The following is a 15,200-nucleotide window of genomic DNA, read 5'->3' on the forward strand; positions in this document are numbered from 1 at the left end:
TAATCGTTGTTACCGTTTTTCCTTATCGCTCACCACCAGATTGTTTCCAAAACTCGCAGCATAAGGTGGTTTAATGGCTACTCCTGAAAGTCGCCATTGAGAGACCTACTCTCATCTGTTTTAAAGCACCAACAATCTGTTGATTGTTGTTCAAGTCACACACGTTTTGCGGCTTTGCGAAGGCGGGGCTTTCGAAGCACCATCTGTCAAGCTACGATTAATGTTTATTCGGAGCTGAAAAGTTTCTGCCACCACGAACGCCCCGCTTTTGGCAAGGTGCTGTTATGGGATGGGCTATTCCATGAATGTCAATTATCTTTTGATTATTTTAGAAGCGCTCAAACTAGATGATGGAAAACTTAGAAAATACATTCCACTTGGAAGTTCAATAATTGATACAGTCATGTCTTCTGAAAGAATTCTACCTCTGAGCAACTGTCTCCCAGTAAAGTCGCTAATAACATACTCTTTGCCTATAATCAGTTTATCTGAGTTTATTTTTATGTACTCACCGGCAGGATTTGGATAAACATTAAATGTAGGAATATGAGTTTCGTTTATATTGAGCGTATTTAAATCTGTGACGCATCGGATGCACACGCCATAACCGGAGAAGTAGGAGTTTCTCACAGCCCAGACTTGGGGATAGGTCAGTTCCAGGAAGAAGCCCATGCCAGGGCCCACCTCTGTGGATAACCAGTAACCCGCCGCTGCATCGTAGCTCAAGGAGAATTGCCCCTGAGGGTTTCGGCCGCCATTAGGAATCGCTGAGAATCCGCTGCTGTTCGTGGCGCCGAAATTGGGCGACTGGTTGTACGCCAACCCTGCGGTCTTCAGCTGGCCACCGGCTGTGTTGGGCTGATTGCCGGGCTGCTGGGCGTTCGCATTGGGGTCCAGAAAGAAGATGAGGTCATATAGGTCCGTCAAGGAGGGAACGCGCCATCCTGAAGGACATGGGTTGCGCGGGTCGCGAGCCACATGGTGGTTATAGAGCTTCCCGTAAGGGCAATCAAAGGCGGTGTCGTTCAGGTAGGAACACATGCCCGGACCGGTTAGGGCGCTCCATGCATTCGAATCGCTCACCTGGGGTATCGCGTCGCCGTTCTGGAAGCGTGTCACCTTCAGGTTCTCAGCAAACCAGACTTTGTCGTCAATAACTATAGTTTTGTATGAATTTCCGTCTATATCAGATATCTGACCATAAGTCAAAGCACTGTTATGAACATTAGCTGCACCGCAAGTATGTTCAGAAGATTGGCAAAAAGCTGTAGAGTAGTTTGCCGACACGAGAATGGTAAGCACAAAGATTGAATTTCTGGATTTTTGATTTTCGCGTTTCATATGTTGGTGTTTTTGGTTGTTTGCAAATTTAAATTATGACATAAATTTCTGAAGTTGTTTTTTTCTTCTCGTTGACTAAAGTCAATAAATAATCGGCTTTCTCTATTATTGATTGTGAATGATTGAAATTCTACCTTTCACCCCACCCATAGTTAATTTTTTATGGTTTGCGCGAATTGATTTTAAGTCTGTAAAGGGAATTGTTTCTACTTGAGTTTTGATTTTGTTTGTGTTCAGTAAATCCAACAAAACATTAATATCCTCTTTAAACCAATACGGTTGTGCAACTTTGGCGCGTTTAATGTCATAGAATTTTGCTTTTTTATGAGTGAACAAAAAAAACACAGTTTTTAATACCATCAACAAACTAAGAAGTGTGATTTTGGGTGTGATTTTCTGAACGTTTTTGACTTTGGCAGAAAAACCAGTAAATCCAGTAGTTGGAAAGAAGTATGGGTTAAAAAACTTGAACCGGTAAAATAAACAGACGGAACTCCATTTTGTCGCTCAATCACCCCAGCATTGACAATTCTGGGTTGGCTTGCCAATGTACTTTGTGTAACATGTCGGTTAAACCCGCTCTGATCATACCAAGTCTGGACAAAGCCATTGCCGGAACCCACGAAAGCCAACAACGTAGTTTCATCAAGCAAACCAGCAGGTGTAAAACCAATATTTTGTGTAGTATTATCACTGCTTCGGCGCACCAATATGGCATTACCGGCATAAGCGCTACTTAATTTCCTTAAACTATAAGCTCCTCCAGAGGAAGCCACTGATGTCATCCCAACATTGTTGAGCGTGTTTTGAGCATACAAACCAAAGTTTAATCCTGATAAAAACAGAACCAAAAATTTAACTTAAAAATCAAACCAATTGGTCTAAGAAATAGGGAGTGTTACAAAATACCTAGTAATAGTTTTTTCATAAGTTTTGGGGCTTATTATTTAAGTAAAATGCTTGTTGAATTCTTTAAATTAACAGTCATTACTTTACTAAAATATATTATATGCAAAGTTGTAATATGATTTTACAACTTACCTGACACAAATGTGTCAGTACTAAAAACCCAAAAATTAAAACCACTAGTTAATTTCACGGCAGTAATTTCTCAATCAATAAATGCACAAGTGTAGAATGAATAAATTAAATTACAGTCTTAATAACAATCGTTCCACTACACTATCCTTTTAACCAAGCGTTCTTTAGCGTTTCTTTAGTGAGATCTGTTGCTTGATAGCCTTCAATATTCTCATAATAAAGCCCTACCTTACCGGTTAATAGCTGTTCTGTTCCTTCTCGTATTATCTTTACGGTAATGGCGTCTCCATCTTTCCACTCTTTACTTTTTATTGACAATTCAGAAATAGTAGTAGTGTCGTAATTTATTCCATTAAATGCTTTTATAATATCACCAGGTCTCAAATCCAATGCTTTCATGAACGCAGTTGTTTTACTGTTAGGGTTAATCATTATTTCATTTTTACTCTGATCAAGACTTAAGCTAAACTTAGCTTCAGGTACTTTAACCGATGTTCTAGTTACCCCTACTCTAGCAAAATAATCATCATAATTAATAGATTTAGAACCTGCCACATAATTAGCTAGAAAAGTGCCAACTTCCGGAAAGGTCAACGCAGTAATTTTATCAAAAAGTTCGTCATCAGTAAACGCTCTTTTACTTCCGTATGCAACAGATAGCTTTTTCATTAAGTCTAAAATACCATTTTTACCATTACTTTTATCCCTTATAATGAGGTCTAGACACATTGCAATTAAAGCCCCTTTTTCGTACACATTTGTATACTGGTCTTTATAAGGATCCTTCAAAACATTAGTACTCATAATTGTGAAAGGCAAAGTATCATTATAGGCTTTGGCATGTTCTATTTTATCATTGAGTCTTTTGTAAAAAGCATCTTCACTAATCAAACCTTGATTAACTTGAAATAAGTTCGCAAAATATTCCGTAACTCCCTCATACAACCACAAATGTTTAGACATTTTAGGGTTATTAAAATCAAAATCTTGAATCTCTTTAGAGTGAATAGTCAAGGGAGTCACGATATGGAAAAATTCATGAGAAATCACATCCTTTAAAGTTTCCACCAGTTGTTCTCGGCCTATAACTTCTGGCATAACCACTGTAGTTGCTGTTGGATGTTCCAAGGCTCCAAAACCTCTTGCGTCCGATTTACTCATATCGCACAAGTACAACAAAATACTGTACTTTTTTGTCGTATCAAACGAGCCTAAAAATGTTTTTTGAGCGGTCATTACAGCTTTAATTTCAGGCAAGATACTTTCGGCAGTTATTGTTCCGTTGGATGCATAGACTGATAGAAGGATCTGCATTCCATTTACAGTAAAAGAACTGTAGTTGGGTTTTGAATACATTATCGGATTTTCAACAAGTTCAGCATATCTCGATGTGTAAAAAACATCTTTAGTCTTGCTATCATCGGTATCTTGCATTGATGTTGCGCCCCATAACGCCTCAGGGTGTGTGATGGTAACTTGGTAAGGTGTTGATAATAAACCAGGAAAGTATCCAACAAAACCATGCGTGTTCACCATAAAGTTTTTCCCCTCCTCAATATTAGTGCCTGCTGGAGAAAAAACATCTCCCTTTCCATGCCCTTCTCCTTTCTCAATATCGTAAGTATCGTTTACTGCATATGTAATTTTTGTGAGCTTTCTAGCATTTACTATTTTCCATGAATTAACATCGCTCTTAGTAACATTCAGTTCGTTCCCTTTAGCATCGAAAGCCCTAAACCCCTCAATAAATTGACCATAATTATCTGCTGAATAAGTACCTGGTACAATTTTTGGCAGTTGATATAGGACTACGTTTGAGGTTATTTTCGGAGGGCATACTGTAACTATAACTTTATCCTCTTTAACATTTAACAAATCAATGGCCACTTTTACATTTGAACTTGTGTTCTTTAGTTGCGCATTTACAGAACTCATAATAGAGCAAAGTAATACTAGCGAATAAATTGATCTTTTCATAATTTTTTTTTCTAAGATTAGTAGTTTATTTTTTTTACTGTAAACTTTAAAATTGACCCTTCAACACATCCACCCCAATTGCGTACCCATAGGTTTTTCCAGTGGCATCTTTGTAAATTCTGATTTTATTGCAAGCCATTCCTAAATAAACCATCGCCCAGTTTTCTATGGGCGATGGTTTTTTTGTATCTTCAAAATTAAAAACTGATGCTTGTGCTAGTCACCGTTGCACTCTTCTGATTGTGGGTAGTTTCTGTATGAAACACAATAGTTCCCTTTTCTTCATTAATAAATATTTCATCAATTGGCTCATCTCCTTTTTTTAAAATACTTATTTCATTACCATCCTTATACTTGTAAACTATTTTTATAGCGGTAATTTCATTATTCGAATTCCGTTTTATTTTGGATGTATTTAACTGAATCTCATATTGCTTTTCTAAAATTTCAGTAATTCGTTTTATTTCAACATCAGTCGAAGATTTGTTGATTGAAAAATCTGCTAACTTGGCATTAACAGTTTCTTGCTTGTTGTTGTTTTCTTTTTGTTGCGCGTTAACAGAACTCATAATCGAGCAAAGTAGTACTAGCGAATAAATTGTTTTTTTCATGATTTTTTTTTTGTAAACTTTAAAATTCTCCCTTCAATACATCAACACCGATGGCATAACCATAAACTTTTCCATTAGCATCTTTGTAAATTCTGATTTTATTGCAAGCCATTCCTAAATTGACCTTAGTCCAAGTTTTTCCACCGTCTTTGGTTTCGTAGCCTGTATTCATGGTGCCTACAAAGCCGTGGTTTTCGTCTATAAAACCAATACCAAATTCTCTTGCTCCAGCATCTTCCACTAAGTTGATTTCATTCCAAGTTTCACCGCCATCAGTTGTTTTGGCAATGCGTTGTTGTTTTACGTTGGGATCGGGATTATAGGATTGTATAGTTACATAGCCAACCTCCATTGTTGGAAAAGAGGCCTTCCAAGTACCTTCAAATGGACGATTGGATTGATACACCTTTTTCCAGGTTTTTCCGCCATCGCTGGTTTTTAAAATTAAGGCGTTGGATTTTTCCATATCTTCATCTGAGGCAGCACAAACAAATCCGTTGTTTTTATCAAACATTTTGATATCAAAGAGCATTTTACAGTCGTTGTTCATGCTAATGGATGTCCAAGTGGCACCACCATCGTGTGATACCATCATATTAGCAGGAGAACCTACACGACCTACGGCATAAATATGTATTTTATAGTCTATTTTTCCGTGATTAATGTATTGTTCTTTAACAATATCAATGGCACAAAGTCCTTTAACATAAGGTCCTTTATAGTCAACCGGCTTCCAAGTTTTGCCACCATCTCTGGTTCCATATAATGGAATGGAGTCGGTAACATTAGGAAAATAATCTGTTCCAACCGTACCCGCAAAACCAACTAAACTATCCACAAAGGCAATGGTTCTAAAAAAAGTTCCTTTTTTTTCCAATTGTTTTTCCCAGGTTTCGCCGCCATTTTTTGTGTTATAAATGCTTCCGTAACCGTTTACATACCAACCTTCTTTTTCATTAATGAAAGTGATATCGTCTTGCTTGCCGGGATAGCGTTCCGTATTCAATTTTTTCCATCCTTTTTCGGGAAGTGTCGTTACATCTTTTTTGGAAAGTACTTCATTGCTCCATTTTACTGCCGAAAGACCTACTTCTTGATTGTATTCATCAAATAATTGTTGAATCTGACCATTTGAAAATTTGTTGTATGCTTCTTGCATTGTACCCGATTTTGCGAAATAATGATCCGTTGAAGGATAAGTCATTAACGTTGCATTACCTGGGTTGAAGAAATTAACGGTATTCACAATTTGCTGATGATCTGCTTTAGAAAATGCTTCAAAATCAGATTCACCAAATTGCACCAAGACTTTTGCAGTAGTATTTTTCCAATTTTCTAAATGAGGGTAATCCTGAATTTGTCTCCAGTACTCTGCATTCCTCGAATAAATTTTTCCTTTTCCATCGTATTGCCAAGTAGTTCTTAAAATACGATCTGCTGCAGGATCTTTAGCAATATCTTCCAGCTTTTCTTTTTTTACATAGAAGCGATAATTCAAATCATACTGAGCTATTACTGATTTTTCAACTTCTATTGGATTCATTCCTGCGAGAGCGTTCTGTACTCGATACATATCAAGCTGATATTCAAACCATGATCTGGCCGTAGTACCATAAACAACAACACCTGCTACTTGATTCTTAGCACTTAATGCAGGTGCAATAATTCCCCCCATCGAATGACCAACAATAATTATTTGATTAGAATCAACATACGGTAGTGATTTTAACTTTTTTAATGCGACTTCAAAATTTTCAACTTCATCCAATAAATCACAGGACTCGCAGGGTGGTGTGTCCTTGCTGTCGCCTAATCCGCTTTTCTCAACGCGGAGTGTCACATAACCGGCATCAACATAAGCATCCACTATACGCTTATAGGGGTGGTTATTTGGCAAATCATCGATACTATTACATGTATATCCCGGAATAAACAACATAGCAGGCATTTTACTCTTATTGAAGGGCTTGTTGATAATTATACGAAGCTGTCCTGATTTGTATGAAACTTCATCATAAATCACCGTGGAGTTATCATCTTTCTCATAAGGTCGGGCAATCACTTTTCCTTTCAAATTGAGTTTCTTCTTTCCTCGTAACACGGTAAGTTGAATTTCTTTTTCTGGCTCGAAGTCCAAAAAATGAGTAATGAATTCATCTACAGACAGAAAACTCTGGCTTCCAATCTTGAGAATAAGATCATTTTCTTGAAGCCTTAAGGCAACGCTTGTACCTCTTATGACTTGTAAAACTTTACAGCCGGAATTACCATTTTCAGAAACGTATTCAATTCGAGCACCCAATAGTGGTTTGCGCTCAAGTTGCGCACTTACATTCATAGAGATAACACCCAATAAAAGCAATAAAAAATTTCGAAACATGTGATTTTTTACTGCAAAGAAAGCAGGTGTTTTTATGACTAAATTGTCAAAAGTTGCTTTTTCTAATCAATCCAGGAGTTTGTCCGAATTGCTGTTTGAATGCTTTGGAAAAAGTTGGAACATCGGCAAAGCCATAGCTTATTGCTGTGAACAAAATTTCATTTCCTCTCAATAAATCCAATTTGGCGAGCTCAAGTCGTTTCCACTTTTGATATTGATATGGAGAAATGCCAAAAGCTGCTTTAAACACTCGAATAAAATGATATTTTGAAATTCCAATCTGCGAAGTAATAACTTCCAAAGAAAAATTCTCAGTTATATGTTGATCGATAAATGATTTAGCATCTAAAACTGTTCTCACAACTTCTTTGTTAGTTATAGTCTTTTTAAAATCCAACTTATTCAAATGATCAAATACAAAACGCTGATCTGAAATGATAGATTCTGCAAGGGTATAAAACAATTCGTTCTGCTGAAATTCGTTAATACATGTTCCCATTTTAATTTTTTGACTGACTTCATTTAGTCTAGGCCCGAGAAAAGTACTCTTAATATGGTAGCGATTGACCAAGAATTGATCAGAGAGCAAAAACTCAATTAAATCCGTTTCATTCAAGTCATGAAATTCAGCAACATCAGAGATAATCTTAGCGGAAATATCTATGCAAAGACCTTCAACAGCCTGCTTTTGATTGATGCATACTATCGATGAAGTATAATCATTACCGATTATATATTCTCCTTCTTTTACAGTGAATTTCTTATTATTCGCGTAGTAAGTTTCTTCACCTGATGAAACATACTTTATTCCTAATCCGGTAAAGGGCATTTCACCTTCAATTTTCGCAATTTTCGAAAACCGAACGGCATTTCCCTCGTTGTCTTTATATATAGTTTGATTCATTTCCGAATAACCTTCATTCTATTTGTATAAGTAAACTTAAGCGACGACTAATTCTACAATATCCAATCATGATTATAAAAACAAAATTGCTGCATAATACAATTGTAGTAATAGGATACTGGCGAAGATCTTTTAAGTAATATTGAATTCTCTTTCTTTGTTGAATACAATTGGCTGTTTAATATTTCATTTATCAGATAACTTTATTAATCACAATAATAGATTGCCAAACCTATATTGTTTACAATTATAATTTAAGAATTAAGCTAGTAACATTTACCTCCAAAAATATTACACCTTGAACGTCTCAACTTGGTATATAAAATTTAACATCCTTATTAACCTTCAATATAACCTATCAGATTATTTTCAAAACCAACAGAATTAACAACTAGGTTTCTAATTTCGTTTTAACTTAACACTCCTAATCCAAAAAGATGCAATTAAAAAAAAGAGAATCAATACTATCTGAAAAAAAATATATCGTTGTTGGTTAACTGCGTGAATTATAAAACTAGTATTGAGTCCTGTCGAAACTAGTACGTAAGTTATCAGTAAAAAAGAAAAATCAAAAAAACGCTTACCTCCAAAAAATATACCTGTAAAAACACTAAAAGAAACCAATAAAATAGCTGCTAATACCACATTAATGGCCTTTAAAAACTGCATAGAAATAACCAACCTAAACAGAATTGGTAAAGCTAGTAATACAGCTAAAGAAATTGCTGCGATTATCTGTGACACCAATAACCGTTGTAATGGTTTATAAGTACAGTATATAAAAGCATCTGTTCTAAAATCCCTCTCTTTTGTACAAAGATCAGCCCACCGGTTAACCTGCAAATACCAAAAAAGCGGCAGACCTATATGCAATGCACTTTCAAGAGGTAAAATAAATAATCCTATAAAACAACCTAAATTTAGGATCCAAAATCGGATAGGACCTTTTCTAATCAACATTAGAAACTCAAGTTTAATTAAGGGTAGTATACCAAAATCAATTTCGGATTTTATCATTTTATCCCAATATATCTTTCGTGCATGCGATTCAACTCTCGAAATTTTAGTTGAATGTCGACTTACTTTTTTTGAAGAAATAAACTTTGTATCGAAGCGATGAAAAATTATTGAACTCAGTTTAATCAACAATAAAGCCAAAAAAATCCATAAAAGTCGGGAGATGTAATAGTAACAACTTAAATCTGATCCATGAAATAGAAAATACCTCACATTTGAATGTTCGTTATAATTTATACCAACCGAAATTTCAGTAGAACCCGAAGGAAGAGTCTGCGGTACCACAGAAAGAATTTCATTCACCAGGAATTTTATCCCTAATGGATCAATCCAATCAAGATAACTTTCAGTTAATAAATTAGTGACACTTATCATTGCAACAAATACCATGAAGAAAACTAAATTCATGTAGTTTGTCCTTTGACCAAATTTTACTTCAAAAAAAACGGTAAGAGCAGATAAAAAAAAGATGCTTGGAATTGTTGTAAAAATATAAGGCGCTGCAAACTGAAAAAAATCAAAAGGATACGTATCAAACCTAAACAAGGAAAGACCCAACCCCATAAAAAAAATGATTGCAACTATAAAGAAAAGTAACAAAAAATGGCTTAATGCTTTCGCCAGTAAATAGAGAAAATTAGTGACTGAAGTGCTCGCAATAATTTGCCCCACACCAGTTTCCACATCACGTCTAATGCTATTATTAATTACATAAAAACCAATAAACCACAAAAAGAAGCTGGCCAATATCGCTGTCGAATGTCCTATCCAAGCCGCATTATTCAATCCGGTAAAGTCCCCTATTCGTATAGTGGTATAATTATCTTCTGGTAATGGTACAAATTTATATGCTGCAACCACACTAACTAAAGTCAGAATCATGAAGGTATTGCTCCTGAAACGCTGTACGAAATCAGCACGTACAATACTAAAAACTTGGCTCATAAGTACGAATTTGACAAATATAGAAAAGCATCTTCAAGCGTAGGTTCACATGAAATTGCATGAGTTAAAACGGTGTCTGATACAACTCGTACAAGTACTCCCTCTCTCTTCTGTATTGTACTAATTACTAAAAACTTATCTTTAAACGACTGCAAATTATCTTTCGAAACTTCCAGTTCAAAGACCTTATTTTTTACGGTATCAATAATTTCTGACTGAAAACCCTTTTGCACTAGTAATCCATTTTTCATTATGACAACCTCATCAGCAATCATTTCAATATCAGCTAAAATGTGAGAGGAAAGAATAACAATACGTTCATCAGAAAGCTGAGAAATAAGATTCCTAAACCGAACACGCTCTACTGGATCAAGTCCAACAGTGGGTTCATCAAAAATCAAAACTTTAGGATCATTTAGTAATACTTGTGCAATTCCAAGCCTCTGCTTCATTCCGCCTGAATAAGTGCTAATAGGTCTATTAGAAACATCCATAAGATTTACGCCTTCTAAGAGTTGAACAACCTTTGTTTGTAAACCTTTACCACCGATACCCTTCAAGGCAGCTATATATTTCAAAAATTCATACCCAGTTAAGTTAGGATAAACACCAAAATCTTGTGGCAAGTAACCCAACACTTTACGCATACTGTTCGGATACTTTAAAATATCTTTGCCATTCAGTTTTATTGTTCCAGATGTTGGATTTGAAACAGTGGCAATTATACGCATGAGTGTCGATTTTCCAGCGCCATTGGATCCAAGCAAACCTACAATACCATTTTCTAATGTCATTGAAAAATCAACCAAACCAAACTTATCTTTAGCGTATTGCTTTGTTACATTACTAATTTTGAGTTGCATGAAAAAGGAGGTTAATTTAAAATCAGTTCCTGAAAATATATGCTAGCAAAAATAAAAAGTCAACTAGCAACCACATGACACAATTGTGTCACTAAAAAAACCTATTGTTCTATACATTTGGAAACAATCGAATACTAAAATAAGGTTTGCTTTGTTAGTTTAAATAACTACTTTCTGCCGGTAGAAATAAACTAAAAAATTGATATTATACTGTTTTTAAAACAATTAACTCAATTTCAAAAAAAAAGTGAATTATAAAAGACAATAGTAACTAAATATGATGTACCCAAAACAATTTTTTTTTACAGTACTTTTTTTGGCTTTTAACATACCGTCATTTTACGCACAAACCAGTAAAATAGATAGTTTAAAAGGTGTTGCTCTAAAAACGACAAGTGATACATCAATCACTAAACTCTATATCGCCATCGGTGCCGAATTTGAAAAAAGTAATACCGATTCAACGTTTGCTTACTATACAAAGGCATTAAATAAGGCAAAAAAAGAGAACTTACAATTAGAGATTGCAGATGCCGATATTGTCTTAGCTAAGTATTTTGTCATGCATTTTAATGACTACAAAAAAGCTTATGTATTTACTACTGACGCTAAAAATATTTTAGAAAAGATCTTACAAAAAGAAAAATCAAAAAAAGAAATAAAAAAAATTCAAGAAAAATTGATTAGCGTATACAGTGGATTAAGCATTTATTATTCAAATACTGGTAATAATGATATGTCAACTTTTTATACTAAAAAAGGTCTAAGGTTAGCCAAAATCATAAATAATAAAAATCTTATTGCAAGATCTTTCTACAATTTAGGCATTCAATCGCTTAATACAAACAACTACACAGCCGCATTAAATTGGTTCTTATCGTCTTTAAAGATTAAAGAAAAAATCGATAGTAAAAATCTTCATGAAGTATACATTGGCTTGGGGGATGTTTATTCTAACTTAAAAAAATATTCAAAAGCAGTAGAATATTACTCAAAAGTTTTTACGCTACCAAATACAAACTATGATGCTAATGTTAGAAGTTATATCGCCACAGGAAACATTTATCTAAAACAAAATGAAACTGCAAAAGCATTAGCGTTTTTCACAAAAGCAGAAGTGTTGGTTGAAAAATATCATTTAAAAAGGTCTCAAGTGATGCTATACAATTCATTAGGCATCTATCATCAAATAATGGGTAATAATGATTTAGCACTTCAATATTTTTTTGAATTGCTCACAATTGGAGAACAAACTCAAAAAAAAGAAGTTATTGCAATTACAAAGCTCTCTATTGCTTCCATTTATGAGAAAAAAAATAACGACAAAATGGCCATTCAATTTGCCTCAAGCGCTTCTCAATTAGCAAAAGAAATTAGCAGATTTAATACCTATTGGGCATGTGAGCAATTGCTGAGTACTTTGTATGAAAAGCAAAAACTACATCAGTTGGCACTACATCACTATAAAAAATTTATAACCACAAGAGACAGCATCGAAAATAAAATAAATACTGAAAAAATTGTTAAAGCTGAAATGAACTATGAATTTGAAAAGAAAGAATTAATTGCAAAAGCAAAACAAGACAAAGCAAGAGCCGTTGCGCTACAAGAATTAAACAAACAAAAATTAATACGAAACAGCATTGCAGGATTTTCATTATTGATAGTTATATTATCTATAATAACAGTTCTCAACTACAAAAAAAGAGCCAAAATTAGTAAAGTTCTCGCCCAAAAATCAGAAGAATTATACCAGCAAAAAGCAGTAGAACTGATCAAAAACGAACAAGTAAAATCGATGCGCAATTACATCAAAGGGGAGGAAAACGAGAGAAGTAGGATTGCCTCTGAGTTGCACGATGGCATAGGAGGTTCACTCTCTGCTATTAAACTAAAATTAAGTAAAATTGCTGAAGAAGATAAAAATGAACAAATAGAAAAAGTTATAAAAAATGTAGATATATTGTATCACGATGTGCGATCCATATCCCACAACTTGATTACTCCACAACTCAAAGATTCTATTTTTATTGAAGTTATCAATAATTTAGTCAACGACATCAAGGAGGCTACCAGCTTTGTAATTACATTAGAATATTTAGAGGAAGATAAAATAAACCTATTATCAGAAGAAATTCAAGTAACCGTTTATAGAATGATCCAAGAATTGCTTAAAAATTCTATCGCTCATTCTAATGGAACAAAAATCGAAATTAACGTAACTAAATTTGAGCATGAGTTAAATTTAGTAATTGAAGATAATGGAGCTGGATTTGACACTTCGAAAAAAAAATTAGGTATCGGATTGCGAAATCTAGAGGCTAGAACAAAAGCATTAGGAGGAAAACTTATTATAGACTCCGTTATTGGTAGAGGCTCAGCATTTAATATCACAATACCTTGTTGATTAGTAAAGAAAGAAAATGAAGAAAATAAACATTGCCATAGTAGATGATCATTCCCTTTTTTTAGAGGGGCTATCTTCAATTTTAAAGGATGTAGACAATTTCAAAATTCTAATCACTGCCTCAAGTGCAAAAGAGTTATTAAATCAACCCAATTTAGCAACTATTGATGTTTTAATTAGTGATATCAGTATGCCGGAAATGGATGGCATAGCGTTAAGCCAAATTATAAAAAAACAGTTTCCAACTATAAAAATCCTTATTGTATCGATGCACGAAGAAACTCAAATTATTAAAGCATTGATTAAAATGAAGATTGATGGCTATCTTTTTAAAAACGCTGATAAAGAATTGTTAGTTAGCGCAATAACAAGTGTTGCTCAAGGAAATCTTTTTTTTAGCGAGGCGATTAAAAATAAACTCATCTTTACAAATGAAGAGGAAGATGAGTCATCTACGAAATCCATTTTACCAAAACTATCATCTCGTGAAAAGGAAATTTTAGAGCTAATTGCAAAAGGATTAACCATCAACCAAATTGCAGATACGCTGTTTATAAGTCACCATACAGTAGTAAGTCACAAACAAAAACTTTTTTATAAGTTTAATGTAGATAAGATAACTAGTCTTGTTAAGAAAGCGCTAGATTTAGAAATCATCAATTAGAATTCTACCATCCCTTTTTTATATGATTTTTTTAAAACCCATCAAAAAGGGGATGTTTTATTTGTTAGTTAAAAAGTAATTTCGAACATGCTATTTCAACATCAGTTTGTTTGAAATAAAAAACGCAAAAAACTAACTAACAAATAAAAAATGAAAAAAAATTTACTCTTAGCATTTGGGTTCTTAACCAGCATTACAAGTTTTGCACAATCAACGAACCCTGCGCCTTATTGCGCTGCCGGCTTTAAAAATGTCGCACCCTTTAACCTCCCCGACCGACTTATATCAAATGTTAGTTTCGGTACTCTTGCTAATAATTCAGGTAATACAAGATGGCCAGGAGCTGCTTATGTTTTTTACAATAACCTTGCGATACCAAATATTGTTAAAGGAAATACTACACCATTAACTGTGAATTATAATAATAACGCTACACACAGGGTTCTAGCCTTTATAGATCTCAATAAAGACAATGATTTTAATGATGTTGGTGAAACTGTCATGGATGCAATTTTCCCATTTAACACAGGCACAACTGTCAACGTTACCATTCCCAATACAGTAACTAACGGACAAACCAGGCTAAGAGTTCTTCTATATGTAGATGACTTATATACAGGGACAAACGGACCAAATGGACCTGTTACGCCATGCACCAATGTCACCATAAATGGCACCCCTGAAGTACTAGCCGTAGGAGAAACCGAGGATTATACGATAAACATTGTTTCAAATCTATCTTTGGACGATTTCAATCAAGACCAGTTTTCAATCTATCCTAATCCTTCACAAAATGTTGTAAATATTGAGTCTAAAAATAACTTAATCATTGAATCTATTAAAATAGTAGACCTTTCTGGAAAAATTATTATTGAAAAAAATCAATATACTAACCAAGTTGACATTGAAAATTTATCAAATGGTATGTACATTGTTGAAGTTGCCTCTGAAGGTAGAATTTATAAAAAGAAGCTCATCAAAAATTAGTAAAGTAAATCTATCGCCAATAGATTAAAATGCCCCTTTATCTATGCTATAATTCAATTTAAA

General features: G+C 34.3%; 12 protein-coding genes. 3 read left to right on the plus strand and 9 right to left on the minus strand.

The genetic code is table 11. The features are described from left to right. Positions 1-312: 312 nt before the first annotated feature. From WFZ85_RS00005 to WFZ85_RS00045, 9 genes are all read right to left on the minus strand, one after another. Positions 313-1,341 (minus strand): FISUMP domain-containing protein, encoded by a 1,029-nt coding sequence (locus WFZ85_RS00005; protein WP_342694235.1) that lies wholly within the window; start codon positions 1,339-1,341, stop codon positions 313-315. A 105-nt stretch (positions 1,342-1,446) separates the two neighbouring features. Beyond that, a complete protein-coding gene (locus WFZ85_RS00010; protein WP_342694236.1) occupies positions 1,447-1,677 on the minus strand; it encodes a hypothetical protein in 231 nt (76 codons plus the stop codon). A gap of 23 nt (positions 1,678-1,700) precedes the next feature. Beyond that, positions 1,701-2,192 carry an arabinofuranosidase catalytic domain-containing protein gene (locus WFZ85_RS00015; RefSeq protein ID WP_342694237.1) on the minus strand — a complete coding sequence of 164 codons (492 nt, stop codon included), beginning with the start codon at positions 2,190-2,192 and terminating at the stop codon, positions 1,701-1,703. Positions 2,193-2,523: 331 nt separating this feature from the next. Next, positions 2,524-4,359: a M61 family metallopeptidase gene (locus WFZ85_RS00020; RefSeq protein ID WP_342694238.1), complete on the minus strand. Its 1,836-nt coding sequence runs from the start codon at positions 4,357-4,359 to the stop codon at positions 2,524-2,526. A 197-nt stretch (positions 4,360-4,556) separates the two neighbouring features. Further along, complete coding sequence (locus WFZ85_RS00025; protein ID WP_342694239.1) at positions 4,557-4,970, minus strand: hypothetical protein; 414 nt, start codon at positions 4,968-4,970, stop codon at positions 4,557-4,559. Positions 4,971-4,989: 19 nt separating this feature from the next. Continuing rightward, on the minus strand, positions 4,990-7,350 hold the full coding sequence (locus WFZ85_RS00030; protein ID WP_342694240.1) for an alpha/beta fold hydrolase: 2,361 nt from the start codon (positions 7,348-7,350) through the stop codon (positions 4,990-4,992). Between the two features lie 46 nt (positions 7,351-7,396). Further along, the gene (locus WFZ85_RS00035; protein WP_342694241.1) at positions 7,397-8,254 is read right to left on the minus strand and encodes a helix-turn-helix domain-containing protein; all 858 of its coding nucleotides are present in this window, start codon (positions 8,252-8,254) and stop codon (positions 7,397-7,399) included. Between the two features lie 399 nt (positions 8,255-8,653). Then, positions 8,654-10,216 (minus strand): ABC transporter permease, encoded by a 1,563-nt coding sequence (locus WFZ85_RS00040; RefSeq protein ID WP_342694242.1) that lies wholly within the window; start codon positions 10,214-10,216, stop codon positions 8,654-8,656. Next, a complete protein-coding gene (locus tag WFZ85_RS00045) occupies positions 10,213-11,079 on the minus strand; it encodes an ABC transporter ATP-binding protein (RefSeq protein ID WP_342694243.1) in 867 nt (288 codons plus the stop codon). The genes WFZ85_RS00040 and WFZ85_RS00045 overlap by 4 nt, the downstream gene beginning before the upstream one ends. Positions 11,080-11,356: 277 nt before the next feature. Between WFZ85_RS00045 and WFZ85_RS00050 the strand changes: the two genes are divergently transcribed. The 3 genes from WFZ85_RS00050 to WFZ85_RS00060 all read left to right on the plus strand — a co-directional run bounded on the left by WFZ85_RS00050 (position 11,357) and on the right by WFZ85_RS00060 (position 15,137). Next, complete coding sequence (locus WFZ85_RS00050; protein ID WP_342694244.1) at positions 11,357-13,486, plus strand: tetratricopeptide repeat-containing sensor histidine kinase; 2,130 nt, start codon at positions 11,357-11,359, stop codon at positions 13,484-13,486. 16 nt (positions 13,487-13,502) lie between these two features. Continuing rightward, on the plus strand, positions 13,503-14,150 hold the full coding sequence (locus WFZ85_RS00055) for a response regulator transcription factor (RefSeq protein WP_287782704.1): 648 nt from the start codon (positions 13,503-13,505) through the stop codon (positions 14,148-14,150). A 150-nt stretch (positions 14,151-14,300) separates the two neighbouring features. Next, positions 14,301-15,137: a GEVED domain-containing protein gene (locus WFZ85_RS00060; RefSeq protein ID WP_342694245.1), complete on the plus strand. Its 837-nt coding sequence runs from the start codon at positions 14,301-14,303 to the stop codon at positions 15,135-15,137. Positions 15,138-15,200: the final 63 nt, after the last annotated feature.

The organism is Flavobacterium aureirubrum (genome assembly GCF_038739835.1).
In the GTDB taxonomy this organism is placed as follows: domain Bacteria; phylum Bacteroidota; class Bacteroidia; order Flavobacteriales; family Flavobacteriaceae; genus Flavobacterium; species Flavobacterium aureirubrum.

Bases quoted from the DNA above. Each gene is read 5' to 3' on its own strand.
- WFZ85_RS00035 (WP_342694241.1), bottom strand. From the start codon at position 8,254: ATGAATCAAACTATATATAAAGACAACGAGGGAAATGCCGTTCGGTTT.
- WFZ85_RS00005 (WP_342694235.1), bottom strand. From the start codon at position 1,341: ATGAAACGCGAAAATCAAAAATCCAGAAATTCAATCTTTGTGCTTACC.
- WFZ85_RS00025 (WP_342694239.1), bottom strand. From the start codon at position 4,970: ATGAAAAAAACAATTTATTCGCTAGTACTACTTTGCTCGATTATGAGT.
- WFZ85_RS00040 (WP_342694242.1), bottom strand. From the start codon at position 10,216: ATGAGCCAAGTTTTTAGTATTGTACGTGCTGATTTCGTACAGCGTTTC.
- WFZ85_RS00050 (WP_342694244.1), top strand. From the start codon at position 11,357: ATGATGTACCCAAAACAATTTTTTTTTACAGTACTTTTTTTGGCTTTT.
- WFZ85_RS00060 (WP_342694245.1), top strand. From the start codon at position 14,301: ATGAAAAAAAATTTACTCTTAGCATTTGGGTTCTTAACCAGCATTACA.
- WFZ85_RS00055 (WP_287782704.1), top strand. From the start codon at position 13,503: ATGAAGAAAATAAACATTGCCATAGTAGATGATCATTCCCTTTTTTTA.
- WFZ85_RS00020 (WP_342694238.1), bottom strand. From the start codon at position 4,359: ATGAAAAGATCAATTTATTCGCTAGTATTACTTTGCTCTATTATGAGT.
- WFZ85_RS00045 (WP_342694243.1), bottom strand. From the start codon at position 11,079: ATGCAACTCAAAATTAGTAATGTAACAAAGCAATACGCTAAAGATAAG.
- WFZ85_RS00030 (WP_342694240.1), bottom strand. From the start codon at position 7,350: ATGTTTCGAAATTTTTTATTGCTTTTATTGGGTGTTATCTCTATGAAT.